This window comes from Nocardia camponoti (genome assembly GCF_014646135.1).
GTDB classification, from domain to species: Bacteria; Actinomycetota; Actinomycetes; order Mycobacteriales; family Mycobacteriaceae; genus Nocardia; species Nocardia camponoti.
Map to the genome: position 1 here is coordinate 508,694 of NZ_BMMW01000003.1, position 18,266 is coordinate 526,959.

Annotated in this window: 18 protein-coding genes; 5 read left to right on the plus strand and 13 right to left on the minus strand. The window is 65.4% G+C overall.

The features are described from left to right. Positions 1–51: 51 nt before the first annotated feature. Positions 52–1,341, plus strand: a complete 1,290-nt coding sequence (locus IEX78_RS17185) for a glycosyltransferase 87 family protein (RefSeq protein ID WP_188829993.1) — start codon at positions 52–54, stop codon at positions 1,339–1,341. A gap of 196 nt (positions 1,342–1,537) precedes the next feature. On the opposite strand, the gene IEX78_RS17190 is transcribed toward IEX78_RS17185, so the two are convergent. Further along, entirely contained in the window at positions 1,538–2,827 is a 1,290-nt protein-coding gene (locus IEX78_RS17190) for a M18 family aminopeptidase (RefSeq protein ID WP_188829994.1), read from the minus strand. 56 nt (positions 2,828–2,883) lie between these two features. Further along, complete coding sequence (locus tag IEX78_RS17195) at positions 2,884–3,321, minus strand: MarR family winged helix-turn-helix transcriptional regulator (RefSeq protein WP_188829995.1); 438 nt, start codon at positions 3,319–3,321, stop codon at positions 2,884–2,886. A gap of 62 nt (positions 3,322–3,383) precedes the next feature. On the opposite strand from IEX78_RS17195, the gene IEX78_RS17200 reads away from it, so the two are divergent. Then, the gene (locus IEX78_RS17200) at positions 3,384–4,451 is read left to right on the plus strand and encodes a substrate-binding domain-containing protein (RefSeq protein WP_188829996.1); all 1,068 of its coding nucleotides are present in this window, start codon (positions 3,384–3,386) and stop codon (positions 4,449–4,451) included. A 3-nt stretch (positions 4,452–4,454) separates the two neighbouring features. Here IEX78_RS17200 and purQ read toward each other — a convergent pair whose 3' ends face one another. Both purQ and purS read right to left on the minus strand, forming a co-directional pair. Then, positions 4,455–5,132 (minus strand): phosphoribosylformylglycinamidine synthase subunit PurQ, encoded by a 678-nt coding sequence (gene purQ / locus IEX78_RS17205; RefSeq protein WP_188829997.1) that lies wholly within the window; start codon positions 5,130–5,132, stop codon positions 4,455–4,457. Further along, positions 5,129–5,365, minus strand: a complete 237-nt coding sequence (gene purS / locus IEX78_RS17210) for a phosphoribosylformylglycinamidine synthase subunit PurS (protein ID WP_188829998.1) — start codon at positions 5,363–5,365, stop codon at positions 5,129–5,131. The genes purQ and purS overlap by 4 nt, the downstream gene beginning before the upstream one ends. A gap of 98 nt (positions 5,366–5,463) precedes the next feature. Between purS and IEX78_RS17215 the strand changes: the two genes are divergently transcribed. Next, positions 5,464–6,111, plus strand: coding sequence for an MBL fold metallo-hydrolase (locus IEX78_RS17215; protein WP_188829999.1), 648 nt, complete (start codon positions 5,464–5,466; stop codon positions 6,109–6,111). 1 nt (position 6,112) lies between these two features. On the opposite strand, the gene IEX78_RS17220 is transcribed toward IEX78_RS17215, so the two are convergent. Next, positions 6,113–7,471, minus strand: a complete 1,359-nt coding sequence (locus IEX78_RS17220; RefSeq protein WP_188830000.1) for a dipeptidase — start codon at positions 7,469–7,471, stop codon at positions 6,113–6,115. A gap of 104 nt (positions 7,472–7,575) precedes the next feature. On the opposite strand from IEX78_RS17220, the gene gad reads away from it, so the two are divergent. Further along, positions 7,576–8,925: a glutamate decarboxylase gene (gene gad / locus IEX78_RS17225; protein ID WP_229684059.1), complete on the plus strand. Its 1,350-nt coding sequence runs from the start codon at positions 7,576–7,578 to the stop codon at positions 8,923–8,925. Positions 8,926–9,121: 196 nt separating this feature from the next. Here the strand turns inward: gad and IEX78_RS17230 are convergent, their stop codons facing one another. Both IEX78_RS17230 and IEX78_RS17235 read right to left on the minus strand, forming a co-directional pair. Then, complete coding sequence (locus IEX78_RS17230; RefSeq protein WP_188830002.1) at positions 9,122–9,823, minus strand: DUF2334 domain-containing protein; 702 nt, start codon at positions 9,821–9,823, stop codon at positions 9,122–9,124. A 67-nt stretch (positions 9,824–9,890) separates the two neighbouring features. Beyond that, positions 9,891–10,538, minus strand: coding sequence for a nitroreductase family protein (locus IEX78_RS17235; RefSeq protein ID WP_188830003.1), 648 nt, complete (start codon positions 10,536–10,538; stop codon positions 9,891–9,893). Positions 10,539–10,671: 133 nt separating this feature from the next. On the opposite strand from IEX78_RS17235, the gene IEX78_RS17240 reads away from it, so the two are divergent. After that, a complete protein-coding gene (locus tag IEX78_RS17240) occupies positions 10,672–11,112 on the plus strand; it encodes a MarR family winged helix-turn-helix transcriptional regulator (RefSeq protein ID WP_188830004.1) in 441 nt (146 codons plus the stop codon). On the opposite strand, the gene IEX78_RS17245 is transcribed toward IEX78_RS17240, so the two are convergent. The 6 genes from IEX78_RS17245 to IEX78_RS17270 form a co-directional block, all read right to left on the minus strand. Next, entirely contained in the window at positions 11,109–13,250 is a 2,142-nt protein-coding gene (locus IEX78_RS17245; RefSeq protein ID WP_188830005.1) for a S9 family peptidase, read from the minus strand. The genes IEX78_RS17240 and IEX78_RS17245 overlap by 4 nt on opposite strands. A gap of 73 nt (positions 13,251–13,323) precedes the next feature. Beyond that, a complete protein-coding gene (locus IEX78_RS17250; RefSeq protein WP_373291605.1) occupies positions 13,324–14,220 on the minus strand; it encodes an alpha/beta hydrolase in 897 nt (298 codons plus the stop codon). Between the two features lie 193 nt (positions 14,221–14,413). Further along, positions 14,414–14,836 carry an HIT family protein gene (locus IEX78_RS17255; protein WP_188830007.1) on the minus strand — a complete coding sequence of 141 codons (423 nt, stop codon included), beginning with the start codon at positions 14,834–14,836 and terminating at the stop codon, positions 14,414–14,416. A gap of 13 nt (positions 14,837–14,849) precedes the next feature. Further along, complete coding sequence (gene purB, locus IEX78_RS17260; protein ID WP_188830008.1) at positions 14,850–16,271, minus strand: adenylosuccinate lyase; 1,422 nt, start codon at positions 16,269–16,271, stop codon at positions 14,850–14,852. A gap of 6 nt (positions 16,272–16,277) precedes the next feature. Further along, positions 16,278–16,931 (minus strand): TetR/AcrR family transcriptional regulator, encoded by a 654-nt coding sequence (locus tag IEX78_RS17265; RefSeq protein ID WP_188830262.1) that lies wholly within the window; start codon positions 16,929–16,931, stop codon positions 16,278–16,280. 170 nt (positions 16,932–17,101) lie between these two features. Then, the gene (locus IEX78_RS17270; RefSeq protein WP_188830009.1) at positions 17,102–18,262 is read right to left on the minus strand and encodes a pyridoxal phosphate-dependent aminotransferase; all 1,161 of its coding nucleotides are present in this window, start codon (positions 18,260–18,262) and stop codon (positions 17,102–17,104) included. Between the last annotated feature and the right edge of the window lie 4 nt (positions 18,263–18,266).

An 18,266-nucleotide genomic window follows, 5' to 3' on the forward strand; every position in this document is an offset into this window, starting at 1 on the left:
GTCAGATAACACTCGTGCCTCGGCTAGGTGCCGACCCGTTAGTCTGTGGCCGTGAACGAAAGTCCGGGGGTATCCGAGCCGGTCAACGTACCGGTTCCCGCACGTGAAACCACGTCCGGACGAAGCGAGGCACAGCAGCGTCAGCGGCAAAGCCGACTACTCGCGGCGGCGGTCGCGTTCTTCGTCGTTTCCGCCGCCGTCGCGCTGCTCGCCCACTGGTGGCACGGCTACATCGACCTGCGCGTTTACCGCAACGGTGCCCGCGTCTGGCTCGACGGCGGCGAACTGTACGGGCCGATGCCCGCCGTATACGGGCTCGCGCTGCCGTTCACCTATCCCCCGCTCGCCGCCGCGTTCTTCGTTCCGCTCGCGCTGATGCCGGTGTCGATCGCCGAAGTTGTCGTGCTCGCCACCTCGCTCGCGTGCCTCGCGTTGTGCCTGTTCATCGTCCTTGGCAGGGTGCGCCCCGACCTCGACCGCATCTCAGTGCTCACGGTGATCGTCGCCGGGCTCGGCTTCGCGCAATTCCTTGAACCCGTTCGACAGACGCTGAACTTCGGGCAGATCAACCTGGTCCTGATGGCCGCGATCACCGCCGACACCCTGCTGCGCCGCACGCCGTGGCCGCGCGGGATGCTGATCGGAATCGCGGTGTCGATCAAACTCATTCCCGCTGGTTACCTGCTGTATTTCGTGCTCAAGCGCGATTGGAAAGCCACGATCACGCTCATCGTTTCCGCGATCGGCGCGGTGACCGTCGGCTTCCTGCTTTTCCCGCGCGATTCCGTCGAGTACTGGTTCCATACCGTCACTGACACCGGGCGCATCGGGACGCCGTATTTCGCGGGCAACCAGTCGATTAAGGGCACGCTGTTCCGCCTCGGGCTCGACACGTCGACAGCGACGTACCTCTGGCTCGGCCTGTCGGCGCTCACCGTCGCGCTCGCCGCGGTGTGGATGGCGCGACTGCTCAGCGCTGGTCGCGACGTGTTGGCGCTGCTGGTAAACGCCGCTGCGGTGCTGTTGATCTCCCCGGTTTCGTGGTCGCACCACTGGGTGTGGGTCGCGTTGGCGCTGGTCGTCGCGGTCGACCAGTGCAGCCGCCGCCGTTCGCGCGCGTTCACGGCGCTTGTCGCGGTGGTGACCGCCGTGTTCATGGTCGGCCCGCAGTGGCTCTTCCCGCACTCGGGCGACCGTGAGCTGCAATGGAATTGGTTCGAACAGCTCGTCGGCAGCACGTACGTGTGGGGCACGTTCGCAGTGATCGTGTACGCGGTGTGCACGTACCACCCGGCGAAGACGGAGCGCCCGGCAGCGGATTCGGTCGCGGCGGTCGGCTGATCTTCCTCGCGGGTTGACCGACTAAGGCCAGGCAGCAGGCTCGATCGCGACGGTTGCGCGCCGGCCTGATTCAGATCAAGCGGTCGGCACGGTCACCGCAGTCGCGCGCGCCGGACCGACTCAGGCCAGGGGGCGCTCTCGGTCGCCGCGCCGGACCGACTGTGGCGCGGCGAAGTCACCGCGAAAACGCCTGTCGTTAAACGGTTTCCGGGGTGAGGAATGCCGCTAGTGCCGACGCGTACATCGGTACGTCCGCCGCGCCCATCAACTCCCTGCACGAGTGCATCGCCAACTGCGGGGCACCAACGTCGACGGTCGACATGCCCGTCCGCGCCGCCGTCATCGGCCCAATCGTCGACCCGCACGGCAGGTCAGCGCGGTGTACGTAGCGCTGCAACGGCACACCTGCCTCCGCACACGCCAGTGCGAACGCTCCCGCCCCCGCCGCGTCGGTGGCGTAGCGCAGGTTCTGGTTCACCTTGAGCACCGGCCCACCGTCGACGACGATGCGGTGCGCGGGTTCATGCCGCTCGGGGTAGTTCGGGTGCGTCGCGTGCGCCATGTCGCCGGACGCGACGATCGAACCCGCAAGTGCCGCAAGGTAATCCGCGCGACCGCCACCGCGCCCAAGGACGATGCGTTCGAGAATCGCGGGCAGCAGGTCGGATTGCGCGCCGCGATCGGACTGCGAACCGACTTCTTCGTGGTCGAACATCACGAGCACCGGGGTTGCCGCGCCCGGTGCGGCGACGGCGGCGAGAAACGCCTGCAAACCGGCATAGCAAGTGGCCTGGTTGTCGAGGCGGGGCGCGCTCACGAGATCACGATCGCGCCCGACCAACGCGCTCGGCGCGAGGTCGTGGGTCATGAGTTCCCAACCGAGCACGTCGGCGGCGTCAACGCCCGCAGCATCAGCGACAAACCCGAGGAAATCAGCGGGCTCACCACCAATTCCCCAGAGCGCGTTCACATGTCGCTGGGGATCGAGCGTCACGCCACGACGCTCTTCGGACAGATGAATCGCCAACTGCGGCACGCGGAGGATGGGCTCATCAACGCGAACGAGCACGTCGCGAACGCGCCCACCGTCGCGGACACTGAGTCGCCCGGAAATCCCGAGTTCCCGGTCGAGCCAGGAGTTCAACCACGCGCCGCCGTAGGGCTCAAGCCCAACCAATTGCCAACCGGCAGAAGACAAGTCGGGATGCTGTTTCACTCGCAAGTTGGGACTGTCGGTGTGCGCCCCGACCACTCGAAACGGATGCGACGCGGCGGTAGCGGAGTCGGCCCACGCGATCAGCGACCCGCCACGCACCACAAAGTGCTTGCCGGAGGTCGAGTCCCACGCGCCGGCTTCCCGCAACGGCGTAAACCCGCGCGCAACCAGCTCCTCGGCGACCGTCGCACAAACATGAAACGGTGATGGCGAAGCGTCAACGAACTCACAAAGCCCGCGAGCGGAAGCGGCAGTAGCGGAAACGACCATGCGGCCGATCCTAGGCAAACTTGGCAACGCCGCGCGCGGGGCGCGACCCCCATGCGTTAATCGCCCAGCTCACCCATCGCGTCAAGCGCAGTCGTGAGCTCATTAAACCGCCGGGCACCAAGCCGCGCGCGTAGCTCCCCTTCGGCCTTCGACTCAGCTAGTCGAATGCGGTCGACTACCGCCGCGCCGAGCCCGGACAGTCCGATGAGAATTCGGCGGCGATCGTCGGTGGCAGCGACCCGGAAAATGAGGCCGCGTTCGGCCAGGTGGTCAGCGTGACGCGTAGCCGACGAAGGGGCGACACACGCACGCGTTGCCAGCTCAGTCATCGTTATGCCAACTTCGGCGGAAAGTTGCGCGAGAATTGCCCAGTGATCCGCAGTGAGTCCATCAGCCGACAACGCATCGTCGAGTTGGCGAATCCACTGGCGTTCCGCCGCGCGCAACGCGCTATGCAGAGTGGGTTTGCCAGTCACCACAGACACCGATCGCATACCACCCTGCCAAAAATCTTCGTCGGACCGAACAATCCAACTACCAGGGCATAGAGTACCCAATGCCGCAACGTCGTAGTGCGCGGGCCGAAACGATCGACATCGTTTCGATCGTGCCGAGGCAGGGTCCGGGCGGGATCATCGCACCGTCGTGTTCGGCCGCGTTGTCCCTCGCTGTTGCCGAACTCAATTCAGCGACAGGCATTTTGGGCCGCGAGATCAAGCTCACCACGATCGACGGTGGTCGCGATCCGAATGAAGTCGCGACTGAAGTTGGCGCGCTACTTGCCACCGGAATGGTTGGCGCGATTACCGGTTGGCACACGTCAGCGGTACGCAGAGCGGTGGGGCGAGCGGTCGACGGGCGCGTCCCGTACCTGTACGCGACCGACCACGAAGGCCTACGCGACGAACACCCTGGCGTCCTCATGGTCGGCGAGCATCCTGAACGCCAGACCGTGCCCGCGATGGCGTGGCTGCGCGCCGAGCTTGGCGTTCGCACATGGGCCGTGATCGGCAACGACTACATCTGGCCGCGCCAGACCGTGCGCGCGGTGCGAGCGAACCTGCCTTCGCCTACCGATCTCGTGCTGGAACGCTACGTGCCACTTGGCACTACCGATTTCACCGACTTCCTCAGCGACCCGATACTCAACGCCGTCGACGGTGTCCTTGTGCTGATGGTTGGCGCCGACACGGTCCGCTTCAACCGCGCGTTCGCCGCCACGGGCCGCGACCTTTCGACCGTGCGACTGAGCCCGGCCGTCGACGAGAATGTGCTGTTGAGCGCGGGCCCGACCGCGAATAAGAACCTGTACGTCGCGTCGAGTTTCTTCCTCGACAAGCAGGCCGACGAAGCGCGACAGGCGCGCTACACCGCGCACAACGGCGAATTCGCCCCTGTCTTAACAACTTTCAGCGCGTCGACCTATGAGGCGATGCACCTGCTTGGCAGGCTCACTGATCGCGTCGGCACGCTCGACGTCGAAGCGCTCAGCGCCGCGATGGCAGGCGGCGTGATCCTCGACGGGCCAGGCACGCGACGCGGTTTCATCGGCAATCAAGCCATCGGTCCGGCGTTTCTCGCCCGTGCCGATGATGTCGAGTTCGACATCATCGACCGGCTGTAGGAATTACGCCCCGACGAGGCTGTCGAGCACCGAGTAGAAGATCCCAAGACCGTCGTCGCTCGGGCCGGTCAGCGCCTCAGTGGCGTGCTCGGGGTGTGGCATCAGGCCAACAACGCGACCGTTTGCTGACGAGATGCCAGCGATGCCACGCTGCGAACCATTCGGGTTGTCGCCCGCGTAGCGGAACACAACGCGACCTTCGCCCTCAAGTTCGTCGAGCACCTCGGTCGACGCCTGGAAACGCCCCTCGCCCGACTTCAACGGAACAAGAATCTGCGCGCCCGGCTCGTACCGCGAACTCCACGCCGTGTTGTTGGCGTCGACAGTGAGCCACTCGTCGCGGCAAATGAAGTGCAGGCCCTCGTTGCGCGTGAGCGCGCCCGGCAGCAGCCCGGCTTCGCACAGCACCTGGAACCCGTTGCAAATGCCGAGCACAGGCATGCCCTGACCAGCGGCTTTCACGACCTCGCCCATGACCGGCGCGAAACGCGCGATCGCGCCGCAACGCAGGTAGTCGCCGTAGGAGAAACCGCCCGGCACGATGACCGCGTCGACACCCTTGAGGTCGGCGTCGGCGTGCCACAGACTGACCGCCTCAGCACCGGCGAGCCGAACCGCGCGCGCGGCGTCGACGTCGTCGAGGGTGCCGGGGAACGTGATGACACCGATACGGGCACTCATGCGACTCGAACGACCTTCCAGTCCTCGATCACGGTGTTGGCGAGCAGCGCTTCGGCGATCTGCTCAAGCTCGGCGTCGGTGACGGTGTCGTCGACCTCAAGCTCGAATCGCTTGCCCTGCCGCACATCCGAGATACCGGCGAACCCGAGCCGAGGGAGCGCGCCGACGACGGCCTGTCCCTGCGGATCAAGGATTTCGGCCTTCGGCATGACCTCGACCACGACTCGTGCCACGCGATACTCCTCAAAACTGGGGGGTTGTGTTGAGGAAATCCTAGTTGACCGGGCCGTCGTGCCCGGCCTCCGGGGTATTGACGACCTAGCATCGGGTGATGCGCATCGCCAACTTCGGTCATTCGTGCATCCTCGTCGAGCTCGACGGCAAGCGGGTGCTCTTCGACCCAGGCACCTTCGCACACGGCTTCGAAGGGCTCACCGACCTCGACGCGATCGCGGTCACCCATCAGCACCCCGACCACATCGACCCCGAACGCATCGGCGCGCTCATCGAAGCCAACCCGCAGGCGCGGTTGCTTTCGGACCCGCAAACCGCCCAGCAGCGCGGCGAGGGGTGGGAGCCGGTTTCGGCGGGCCAGATCGTTGAACTTGGCGGAGATGTCCAGCTCACCGGTGGTGGCGGCTACCACGCGGTGATTCACCCCGACCTGCCCGTCATCGACAACACCGTCTACCAACTCGGCACCGCCGCCGACCCCGCCCAGCTTGTCCACCCCGGCGACTCGCTGTGGGTGCCGCCGGTGCCGGTCGGGGTGCTCGCGATTCCGGCGGCGGCACCGTGGTTGCGCATCTGGGACGCCGTCGACTACCTGCGCGCGGTGAATCCACGCACCGCGATCCCCATTCACTACGGCATCATCGAGCCGAGCGCGCGCGGCATCTACTTCGGTCGGTTGAGTGAAATGGCCCCGGCTGGAACGGAATTCCGGGTTATTGACGCAGAAGACCAGGGCCAGTTCTGAGTTAGACGCGGTAGTTCTTCAGGAACAGCCCGACCGAAACAGCAAGGCGCTCAATCTCATTCGGGTCGACGCTCTCGTTCGGCGCGTGGATGTGGCACTTGGGTTCCTCAACGCCAAGCAGCATCATCTCCGCTTCCGGGTACGTCTCGGCGAGCGCGTTGCAGAGCGGGATCGAACCGCCTTGGCCTGCGGTTGTCGTCGGGCGGCCGTAGGCGGCAGCCATCGCGTCGGCAAGCGCGTCGCGGGCGGGGCCTGCTTGCGACGCGACGAACGGCGAACCGAGCGTCACGTTGTCGATGGTGAGGTCGGCGTTCCACGGCAGATGCGCGCGCAGGCGCTTTTCCAGCAGGTCACGGGCATCTTCAGGCTTGGTCCCCGGCGGGATGCGCAGGTTGATCCGCGCCGACGCGTGTCCCTGAATCGCCGACGACGAACCGACGACCGGCGGCACGTCCATCCCGAGCACAGTCACCGCGGGGCGCGCCCACAGCTGGTCGGCGACGGTGCCGCTGCCGAGCAGGTCAACGCCGGGCAGTACGCGCGCGTCCTTGCGGAACTGGTCGACGTCGTATTGCGCGCCGCCCCAGGTCTGGGTGTTGTCGAGACCGTCAATCGTGGTGTTGCCGTTGACGTCTCGCATCGACGAAAGCATGTGGATGAGCGCGGCGATCGCGTCGGGAGCCGGTCCGCCGAACATGCCCGAATGCACCGCGCCCGCAAGGGTTTTCACGTGCACGTCGAGGTTGACGAAGCCGCGCAACGTCTGGGTGAGCGTCGGGATCCCGTCTTTGATATTGCCGCAATCGCACACCAGGATCGCATCCGATTCAAGCAGGTCAGGGCGTTGTGGAATGAACTGCTCAAGCCCGCCGGTGCCCTGTTCCTCGGACCCCTCCGACACGAGCGTGATGCCGACCGGATAGTCAGGCCCGATCGCCCGCAACGCGGTGAGCAGCATGACAATGTTGCCCTTACAGTCGGCCGCCCCGCGCCCGTACCAGCGGCCATTCACCTCGGTGAGCTGCCAAACCGGGGTTTTCCATTCGTCTTCGCCGAGGGGCGGTTGGACGTCGTAGTGGCAGTACAGCACCACCGTCGGCGCGCCTGGGGGCGCTGGCCGTGACGCGACGACGGCCTTGCTGCCGTCGGGAGTTTCGTGCAGGCCAACGTCGGTGAGCCCGACCGCGGCGAACGCGTCAGCGACCCACTGCGCCGCTTCCTCGCACCCCTTCGGTGGAAACTGGCGTGCGTCAGCGACCGACTTGAACGAAACAAGTTGGGCCAGATCAGTTTTCGCACGGCCCATGAGGGCCTTCACCTTGGCCTGGAGGTCAGCCAATTCGGTTGCGTCAGTTGTCATGTCCGCCTCACGTCGTCGTGTTAAGACTCGCCAGGCCACGCGGACAGCAGGCGAGCGGAATGAGCTCATGGATAGTAAACGGCAGAAGGCAACATCCCCGTCGAGTGGAGGTTCCGGGCTTCGCCCATCCTGCCCCGCACGCTGGCTTTCCCGAGCACGAGATGTTCCCGCAGGTCGCGTACGAGATTGTGCACGACGAACTGCTGCTCGACGGGGTCGCGCGCCTGAACCTCGCCACCTTCTGCACCACCTGGATCGACGACCAAGCGCGGCGGTTGATGGCCGAATCGATGGACAAAAACATCGTTGACGCCGACGAATACCCGCAAACCGCCGAACTTGAACGGCGGTGCGTGCGCATGCTCGCCGACCTATGGCACGCACCCGACCCCGCCGCCACGATCGGCACGTCGACGACCGGGTCAAGTGAGGCGGCGATGCTCGGTGGGCTCGCCGCGAAGTTCCGCTGGCGCGCACGCGGTGGAACGGGCACGCCGAACCTGGTGTGCGGGCCGGTGCAGGTGTGTTGGGAGAAGTTCTGTCGGTACTTCGACGTGGAGATGCGGCAGGTACCCCTTCGCGGCGACCGGTACCTACTACACCCCGATGACCTGCGCGAACACTGCGATGAGAACACTATTGTCGTCGTCGCGACATTCGGCCAGACCTACACCGGGCTGTACGAGGACGTCGCGGGGATGTCGGCGGAGTTGGACCGCATTCACGACGCTGGCGGCCCCGACATCCCGCTACACATCGACGGCGCGAGCGGCGCTTTCCTCAGCCCCTTCTGTTCGCCAGAAGTGGTGTGGGACTTCCGATTACCGCGCGTGAAGTCGATCAACGCGTCCGGGCACAAGACGGGACTCGCCCCGCTCGGCGTTGGGTGGGCGATTTGGCGCGAAGCCGCCGACCTGCCGCGCGAACTGATCTTCGACGTCGACTACCTCGGCGGCCACATCCCCAACTTCAACCTGAACTTCTCGCGCTCGGGTTCGCAGGCGATCACGCAGTACTACGACTTCATCCGCCTTGGGCGTACCGGCTACACGCGCTTGCAAAACGCGATTTACGAAGTGGCGCAACACTTTGCGCGCGGACTGGCAGCCGCGGGCCCCTTCGAACTGATCCACGCGGCCGAGCCGACCAAGGGAATCCACGCGGTCGCGTGGCGTCTAACCCCGGGCGCGCACCCGTACAACCTGTACGACATCGCCGACCGCCTACGCACCCGAGGCTGGCTGATCGCCGCCTACCCCTTGGCCCCCGACCGCGAAAACGAGACCATCATGCGCGCGGTTTTCCGCCACGGTCTAACGATCGACATGGTCGACCTGCTGCTCGCGGATCTACGCCGCGGCTTGACCCTCTTGACCGAGAACCCTCGCAGACTCCCTTTGGACCGCGCTCACGGCGGCGGCTTCACCCACAACGCGACCCCGGAAACGCCGTAGGGAGTTGGTCGGCCGCCCACCAGGCTATGGTGGCGAAATTCCGGCCCCGATTTCCACCATGACAGCCTGGTGGGCGCACGACCAACTACGCGACCGCCTCCCGCCGCGCGCCCAATCGGTGAGCACGCTGCTATGGCGGCAACGTGCGAGTAGCTTCCGCCAGGAGAGCGTGCTGATCTTCATCGGGCGCGTCCAACTACGCAGCGCGCACGGCGGGCAGCGGGTCCCAGCGGTAAACCTCGCTGCGAGCGCCGTGGTAAAGGGCCAGGTCGACGGCGTCGAGCATCGCCTGACGCGGGCCCGAGCGCTCCAACTGCGCCGCCGAGATCGCCAAACGCAGCACTCCCCCGCGCTTGGCTGTGCGCGCCGCGCCCATCACCAACGCGCGACACCACCACGGTTCCGCTCGGAAACCCTCGCCGATGCCGAAAACGCGGGCGCGTTGGGCGATGTCGCGTTCCAGGTCAAGCATTGACGTAAGGCCAAGTGCCACACGGAAACCCACGTCCGGCAGCGCGGCGAGCGCGCCCGTCGACGCGTCCCAGCGCGGCGCGGCAAACAGGCGCGTGCGCAACTGCATGTGTTCCATCGCGCGGTCAGCGGCCTTCAAGCGCAGGGTCGCTTCGTGCCGAGGCAACGTCGCGAACTCGGCGCGGCGCGACTTGGTCGCTGCCTGGTCGTAGCCGTGCAACACGATCGCGTCGCCCTCGTACCGCCGACCGCGCAGCCATGCCTGCGTCGCTGGATCGTCGGCGAGGCGGTACTTGCCCTTGAGCCGAGGCGCGACGAGCAGCGAAAGCCGAACGCCCCGATCGTCCATCGCGGCGGCGAATTCAATCGCGGCGTCGCGGGTGCTTTCGCGGATGCCGGAGACGGAAACGATCAGCTCAGCGGTCATCTACTGACGGTGACATGGTCAGATGACCACCGCGTGCTGGCCCGGTGACGTGTCGCCTAACGGTTAGTCACCACCGCTGCCAATGCAGCACTTCCTCGCGCGGCACCCGCGTGGCAGGCCGGAAATCGGTGCCAATCGTGAAGGCGAGCGGCAGGAACGCGGCGAGCATCACCTTGTCGTGGGGCACGCCGAGCACCTGGGCAAGCTCGCGCTCAAGCGGTGCGTGCGCGGTTGTCCACACTGTTCCCAAGCCCCGACTGCGCGCGGCGAGCATGAAACTCCACACCGCGGGCAGGATCGACCCCCACGTCCCCGCCTGCACCTCGACCGACGCGCGGTCGGTGCGCCCTTCGACCGCCGGAATCACGAACGCTGGTACCCGGTGAATGTTGTCGGCGAGGTAGCGCACCCCGTCGAAAACCCTTGCGGTGGAAGCGGAGTCGTATTGCATTCGGTGATGATCGGCGGCAGTGAGGGGTGCGGCCTGCCCCCTACCGAGCGCGTGCAAGAAGATGTCGGCAACCTGCGCACGCTGACGTTTTTCGGTGACGACGATGAAGTGCCAGCGCTGCCGGTTGCGACCGGTCGGCGCTTGCGTCGCGAGGTCAACGCACTCCTCGATGAGGTGACGTGGCACCTCGCGCGTGAAGTCGAGCCGTTTGCGCACCGCGCGCGTGGTGGAAAGCAGCTGGTCAGGGGTGAGATCTAGCGTCACGGCGCCCTCTATTCATCTTGAGCGAAACAATCTGACAACAGATGATTCCGACGGTAAACCGATAACCGTCTGCCGTCAAATGATCTGTGCACAGATGATTTAATGGAGGTGCCCGATCCCAAGGAGCCCGCCGATGCCCCCGCGCCCGACTTACTTCCCCACGCTCGCCGCCGAACGCCCCGACATCGCCCTTTGCCGAGCATCGGCGGCGGTCGCCAAAGCCGCCGAAACCCACGCCGCCACACAGGGTTTGGGCGTAGGCCAGCACCTCGTGCTCAAAATGCTCGCCGAAGTAGGCGCGTGCTCTCAACAGGCGCTCGCCGAAGAACTCCGCATCGACCGCAGCGTGATGGTCAGCGTGTGCGACGACCTCGAACGCGCGAATTACGTTGCCCGCGAACGCAACCCTGCCGACCGCCGCTCGTACGCGGTCACCATCACCGACGCGGGCCGCAAACGACTACGCGCCGCCGAGAAGACCACCCCGGCCTTCATCGACGACGCGTTCGCCGCCCTCACCCCCACCGAGCGCGAGCAACTAACCACGCTGCTCGGCAAACTCCTCGCGGGTTAGTCAGCAAGTCCAACCTGGTCGAGCACCCACGCGTACTCGAAACCAACTTCCTTCCACTTCTCATACCGCCCGCTCACGCCACCATGTCCCGCGCTCATTTCCGTCTTGAGCAGCAGTTCGTTGTCGCCGGTCGCGGTGTCGCGCAGCTTCGCGATCCACTTCGCGGGCTCCACGTACAGCACGCGGGTGTCGTTGATGCTGGTGATCGCGAGGATGGCCGGGTAGTCCTTCGCCTCAACGTTCTCGTACGGCGAGTAACCCTTCATGTACTCGTAAACTTCCTTGTCCGCCAAGGGATTTCCCCACTCATCCCATTCGATGACGGTCAGTGGAAGCGAAGGGTCGAGGATCGACGTCAGCGGGTCGACGAACGGCACGTTCGCCAGCACCGCGTCGAACAGTTCAGGTGCCAGGTTCGCGACAGCGCCAACGAGCAAACCGCCCGCGCTACCACCGTCGGCGATCACCTGACCAGCAACGCCGGTCTCGCGCAAATGCCTTGCGGCAGCGATGAAGTCGGTGAACGTGTTGCGTTTGGTGAGCGTCTTACCCTGCTCGTACCAGAGTCGACCCATCTCGCCACCACCGCGCACATGGGCGACCGCGAAGACCATGCCGCGATCAAGCAGCGACAGGCGCGACACCGAGAACGACGGGTCGATGCTTGCCTCATACGACCCATATCCGTACAGCAGCACGGGTTTTGGCGTTGACGTGTCGAGGTCACGTCGCTTGACGATCGAAATCGGCACCCGCGTTCCGTCGTCGGCGATCGCCCAATCCCGGTGCTGCTCATAGTCTTCGGCGTTGTACCCGCCGAGCACCGGCTGTTCCTTGCGCAAAATCAGCTGACCGGTCGCGGGCACGTAGTCGAACACCTGCATCGGCGTGATGAACGACGTGACACCAACGCGCAACGTCGGCTGATCCCACTCCGGGCTGGAACCCGCACCGGCAGCGAACAATTCGAGTCCGAACTCCAGTTCGGTGAGCTCGCCGTAGCCAGAATCGGTCAGCTGCCACACCGCGACACGCGGCAGCGCGCCACGCCGGTAGCCGAGCACGAGGTGGTCGGCGAAGGCGTCGATGTCTTCGAGTCGCACGTCGTCGCGATGACCGATGAGCTGCGTCATGTTCGCCGGATCGTCGACGGGCGCTTCGGCGAGCACGAAGTTCTCGGCCTTCACGCCGTCGACTACGTCGTTGTGCAGGATCAGGAACCGGTCTTCGCCGCCGATCACCGCGTGCTCGGCCGAGTACTCAACTCCCTCGCGACGCGGCAGCAGCACGCGGAACTCGCCCTCGGGGTTGTCGGATTCGAGGACCCAGCCTTCGGTGGTGATCTTGGAACCGAGCCAGATGGTGAGGTACTTCTCCGACCGCGTCGAGCTGACGCCAACCCAGTAGCGCTCGTCGGGCTCGTGGAACACCGCGACGTCAGCGTCGTTGGCCGTGCCGATGCGGTGCCGCCACACGGTGTCGGGCCGCCACGACTCGTCGACGGTTTGATAGAAGAGGTGGGTGCCGTCGAGCGACCACGTCGCGCCCGCGGCCGCCCCGGTGACCTCGTCGGGTAGCAGCTCGCCCGTGCGTAGGTCTTTGACGCGCAGCGTGTAGCGTTCGTCGCCCGCGGTGTCGACCGAGTAGGCGAGCAGATTGCCATCGTTGCTGATCGTGCACGCGCCAAGCGCGAAGAAGTCGAGCCCTTCGGCGAGCACGTTGCTGTCGAGCAGCACCTGTTCGCCCTCGATTACCGAGTCGACCTCAAGTTGCGGCGGCGTCCACGCATCGATGCCAGCCGCGTCCGCGTCGATGGGACAGCGACAGAAAACGCCATACTGTTTGCCCTCGTAGCTGCGGGAGTAATACCAGTACTCGCCGATGCGCGTTGGCACCGAGAGGTCGGTTTCCTGCGTCCGCGCCTTGATCTCGTCGAAGATCTTGTCGCGCAGCGGCTGCAAGTGGTCGGTCCGCGCCGCGGTGTAGGCGTTTTCGGCCTCCAAATACGCGATGACCTCGGGATCTTCCTTATTCCGCAGCCATTCGTAGGAGTCGACGAACGTGTCGCCGTGATGAACCCGCTGCGTCGAAACCTTCTTCGCGATCGGTGCCGACACCGACCCATTCTCGCCAGCCATGGGTCCACCGTAGCCGGGTATGCGCTCGGGGTCGCAGCAACGGGTTAGTCGACGCGACCCCGACCACAGTTAGTTAGGCCCCGAGCGCGGGCCCGATCGTGGGCCATGACGCGTGCAGCGCGTCCTGCCAATATGACCAACTGTGCGTGCCGACCGGGTGGTAATCGATGCGCGCGCCGATCGCCGCGCCGCGCAGACGTTGATCGAATGCGACCATGCAGGTGTTGACGCCCAGCTCGATCGGACCACCAAGGAAGATGTTTTCGGCGAGCTGTGGCTTGAGTTCAGCCTCGTGCGGACCGGGGATGCCGGTGCCGGTCGACATGTAGAGCGCCTTGCCACGCAACCTGTCGACCATCATCGCCGGATCGTGCGCCGCCCACTCGGGACTGCCGGGCGCGCCCCACATGTTCAGCGGGTTGCCGCCACGGTTGGCGATGGAGAACATCATCGCGCCCGCCGCCATGCCCGAATCCGGGCACGCGCTGTACCCGGCGACCGCGCGGTAAAGATCGGGGTGACGTGCGGCGAGGATGTAGGCCGCGTTGCCGCCCATCGACAGGCCACCGATGCCGTTGACCCCGTTGCCGTTGAAGTTGGCGTCGATGACCCCGGGCAGTTCCTGGGTGAGGAACGTGTCCCACTTGTAGCGACCGAACCGAGGATCGTCAGCAACCCAGTCGGTGTAGTAGCTGGCCTGGCCGCCCATCGGCAGGACGACGTTGACGTTCTTGCCACGGAAGAACGCTTCCGCGTCGGTTGCGTTGGTCCATGTGCTTTGCCCGACGCCGGGGTCGAGCCCGTCGAGCAGGTAGTACGTGCCGCGCGACCCACCGCCCGCCGGATGCAGCACTTGCAGATCGACATTGCGGCCCATCGCCGGCGAGGTGACGGTGATCGCCGTCCGGGTAGGACTGAGTTCGGCCATGCCAACGATCTCGGCGGCCGAAGCTGTTGCCGGGGTAACCATCGCGGGTCCAACACAAGCGATGGCGAATGCCAGCACAGAAGCAGCAACACTACAACGACGCACGTCCCACCCTCCATAACCGCATGCAAATGACATTCCAAGGTAACTCAGATGCACTGGCATTCACGGCATTCGGCGATATGGGCGTTTTACTAGCTAACTTTTCCGACCGCAAGTTTGGAAGCGGAGCGAATTACCTGTCGAGCGCCCCGCGAATCGAACCGGCAAGGTAATCGAGGTCTGCTCGCTTGGGCGACGTTGGTCGCGCGCGCAAACCAAAACCGTCGCCGGGAGTTCGCGGAATTACGTGCAAATGCACGTGGAAAACCTCTTGTCCGGCCATCACGCCGTCGGCAAGGAAGAAGTTGACACCATGCGCGGCGACTTCGCTGGCCCTTAACGCGGCAGCGATGCGCTGACCAACCTGAAAGAGCTTGCCGCCCAAAGCCGGATCAAGGTCGGCCAGACTCTCGGCCGGGATTTTCGGGACGACGAGGACGTGGCCTGGCGTCACGGGACGGATATCCATGAACGCGCAGACGTCGTCGTCCTCGTAAACCTTGGACGAAGGCGCTTGGCCGTTGATGATTTCGGTGAAGATCGTGTACGGATTCACGCCATGCTCGTTGTTAAAGGATCGGCGACGGCGTGTAACCGGCCGCTTCCGGATTCGCGTCAACCAGCTTCTGCACCTGAGCGACAACCTCGGCAACCTGGTCGCCCGCCGCGCCGATGAACGCCGACTTGTCGGCGAGAGCGGCGTCGAGCGCGGCACGGTCGAGCGGAAGGCGATCGTCGCCGGCGAGACGGTCGAGCAGGTCGGGCTCGCGGCCCTGCTCACGCATCGCAAGCGCGACAGCGACCGCGTGCTCCTTAATCACTTCGTGCGCGGTCTCGCGGCCGACGCCCGCGCGCACGGCCGCCATCAGGATGCGGGTGGTTGCGAGGAAGGGCAGGTAGCGGTCGAGTTCGCGCGCGACAACCGCCGGGTACGCACCGAATTCCGCGAGCACCGTCAGGAAGGTTTCCATCATGCCGTCGATGGCGAAGAACGCGTCCGGCAGCGCGACACGTCGCACGACCGAGCAGAACACGTCGCCCTCGTTCCACTGCGCGCCAGCAAGTTCGCCGGCCATCGACGCGTAACCGCGCAGCACGACCTGCAACCCGTTCACTCGCTCGCACGAGCGCGTATTCATCTTGTGCGGCATCGCCGACGAACCGACCTGGCCCGGCTGGAAACCCTCGGTGACCAGCTCATGCCCGGCCATCAGCCGAACCGTGTGCGCGAACGACGACGGCCCAGCGCCCAACTGCACGAGCCCGGAAAGCACGTCGTAGTCGAGCGAACGCGGGTACACCTGACCAACGCTGGTGAACACCGTCGCGAAGCCGAGATGCCGCGCGACCTGCTGCTCAAGCGTCGCGAGCTTGGCAGCGTCGCCGCCGAGCAGGTCGAGCATGTCCTGGGCGGTGCCCATCGGGCCCTTGATCCCGCGCAGCGGGTAGCGGTCGATCAGCTCGCGCAGCCGCGAAAGCGCGACAAGCACCTCGTCGGCGGCCGAAGCGAATCGCTTGCCGAGCGTGGTTGCCTGGGCTGCCACATTGTGCGACCGACCAGCCATGACAAGCGCCTGGTACTGCGCCGCCCGCTCACCGAGGCGCGCGGCAACCGCGACACCGTGCGCGTACACGTGCTCAAGCGAAAGCCGAATTTGCAGCTGCTCAACGTTTTCGGTGAGGTCGCGGCTTGTCATGCCCTTGTGGACGTGCTCGTGGCCGGCGAGGGCGTTGAACTCCTCGATGCGTGCCTTCACGTCGTGGCGCGTGACGCGTTCGCGTTCGGCGATCGAGGCGAGGTCGACCTGGTCGATGACCCGCTCGTAATCGGCGACAACACCGTCAGGCACATCGACACCCAACTCGGCCTGCGCCCGCAACACCTCAAGCCACAGCTTCCGTTCGAGCACGATCTTGTGCTCGGGCGACCACAGCGAGACAAGCTGCGGGCTGGCGTAACGGGTGGCGAGGACATTCGGGACGAGGCTCACGAGGTTTTAGTCTAGTTGGCGCACCCGTTCGACCTGCTGCGGCACCTGATGCGGGCCGGGTACGGCTGGCGGGGCGACGATGTCGATCATCTCAAGCAACGTGGTGCGTGCGATGCGGCGCGGATCCGGTTGACCTTCGATGAGCGCGGCGACCACCGCGCCGTCGACAACCGCGACAAGTCGGCGCAGTTGCTCGGCGCGAACAACGCGGTCGGAGCGACGGAGAACGTCGGCGAGCAGCTCTTCTAGCTGCGCGCGTAGTCGAAGGCCAACCTCGCGTAGCTCGGGGTGACGCGCGGAGGCGACCGAACGCTCGTAGCGCGCGATCAGGCGGGCGCTGTCGATGGTGTCGTCGGGGCCGACGAGCAGGTCGAGCAGCAGTTCGACGGTGGCTTCGGTGCCGCGTCTGCGGTGCGTGACGTCGCCAAGGCGGCGGCGCATCGCGTCGAGTTCGATCGAACCGCTGAACTCCACCGCGCGCGCGATCAGGTCTTCGAGCGATTCGAAATAGTAGGTAGTTGACGCCAACGGCAGGTCGGCGCGAGTGGCGACCGACCGGTGTCGCACCGCGTCGAAGCCACCTTCGAGTAACAGTTCGGCGGCCGCGGCCACGAGGGCTTGGCGGCGGCGTTCGCCTTTGGGGGTCGTCGCCGTAGTCACCGCGACATCGTGCCAGTCATCATTGGTTCGTCCGTGCGCAATCGTCATCGGGGAAACACTGGAAGTTCTTCGATAACTGAGTTCTACCGCATCCGCGCGCGGATGTGTTCGTACTACGCAAAGTTGTTGTCGCACAGCACCATTGGTTCGCAGACTGGTCGGTAGCCCAGTTAGCTTTTGAGGTACTCGCCGAGACGTTCGATCGCTTCGGCGATGTCGTCGGTGGCGCCCGCGAACGAGAAGCGGACCGTGTGGTTTCCGCGCACGGTGTCGAAGTCGAGGCCCGGTGCGAGCGCGACGCCGGTGTTGGCGAGTACGTCGGCACACCACTGTCGCGCGTCGTCGGTGAGATGCGCGATGTCAGCGTAGGCGTAGAACGCGCCGTCAGCGGGCGCGAGGTCGGTAATGCCTAGCCGCGGAAGGCCTTCCAACAGGAGTTGGCGATTGCGCGCGTACCTGCGGACATGTCCGTCGAGCTCTTCCTTGGCTTCCGGTCCGAAAGCGTGGATCGCGGCGAACTGCGAGACTGCGGGCGGGCAGACGGTCATATTCGACGCGAGTCGCTGCAAAGCGGGCCGCAGGTGCGCGGGCGCGAGCATCCAACCGAGCCGCCAGCCGGTCATCGAAAAGTACTTCGAGACCGAGCCGATCACGATGCCGTCGCGGGAGAATTCCCAGGCTGATGCGGTCGGGGTTTCGTCGGAGTAGGTGATGCCGTGATAGATCTCGTCGGAAATCAGCAGTGTGCCGTTGGCTTCGCACCAGCGCGCGAGTTTCGCCAGTTCGTCGCGGTCGATCATCGTGCCGGTCGGGTTAGCTGGACTTGCGACGACGAGGCCCGCAGGGGGCTCGGGCAGCGCTTCGAGCATCTCGACCGTTGGCTGGAATCTCGTTTCTGGGCCGCAGTCCAGTTCGACCACATCGCAGCCGAGGGCAGCGAGGGTGTTGCGGTAGGCGGGGTAGCCCGGTCGCGCGACAACGACGGTGTCGCCCGGGTCGAACGCAGCGAGGAAGATCAGGGTGAACGCGCCCGACGAGCCGGTCGTGATCACGACATCGTCAGGATCGACCTGGTAGCCGTAGGTTTTCTCGTGATGTGCCGCGATCGCTTCACGCAGCGGCAGGATCCCGAAGGTTTCGGTGTAGCCGAGCAACTGCTCATCTAGGGCCCGTTTGGTCGCTTCGATGACTGGCTTCGGCGCTTGCGTTGACGGTTGTCCGGCGGCAAGCACGAGCACGTCACCATGCGACCGCGCCCGCTCAGCCGCCGCCTTCCACACGTCCATCACATAGAAGGGCGCGATGGTCGACCGGTGCGATTGCTTAGACACTCCG

Excerpts from the sequence above, each read along its gene's own strand:
- IEX78_RS17190 (WP_188829994.1), bottom strand. The coding sequence starts at position 2,827 with ATGGTCGTTTCCGCTACTGCCGCTTCCGCTCGCGGGCTTTGTGAGTTC.
- IEX78_RS17195 (WP_188829995.1), bottom strand. The coding sequence starts at position 3,321 with ATGCGATCGGTGTCTGTGGTGACTGGCAAACCCACTCTGCATAGCGCG.
- IEX78_RS17200 (WP_188829996.1), top strand. The coding sequence starts at position 3,384 with ATGCCGCAACGTCGTAGTGCGCGGGCCGAAACGATCGACATCGTTTCG.
- purQ (WP_188829997.1), bottom strand. The coding sequence starts at position 5,132 with ATGAGTGCCCGTATCGGTGTCATCACGTTCCCCGGCACCCTCGACGAC.
- IEX78_RS17215 (WP_188829999.1), top strand. The coding sequence starts at position 5,464 with ATGCGCATCGCCAACTTCGGTCATTCGTGCATCCTCGTCGAGCTCGAC.
- IEX78_RS17220 (WP_188830000.1), bottom strand. The coding sequence starts at position 7,471 with ATGACAACTGACGCAACCGAATTGGCTGACCTCCAGGCCAAGGTGAAG.
- IEX78_RS17230 (WP_188830002.1), bottom strand. The coding sequence starts at position 9,823 with ATGACCGCTGAGCTGATCGTTTCCGTCTCCGGCATCCGCGAAAGCACC.
- IEX78_RS17240 (WP_188830004.1), top strand. The coding sequence starts at position 10,672 with ATGCCCCCGCGCCCGACTTACTTCCCCACGCTCGCCGCCGAACGCCCC.
- IEX78_RS17245 (WP_188830005.1), bottom strand. The coding sequence starts at position 13,250 with ATGGCTGGCGAGAATGGGTCGGTGTCGGCACCGATCGCGAAGAAGGTT.
- IEX78_RS17250 (WP_373291605.1), bottom strand. The coding sequence starts at position 14,220 with ATGGTTACCCCGGCAACAGCTTCGGCCGCCGAGATCGTTGGCATGGCC.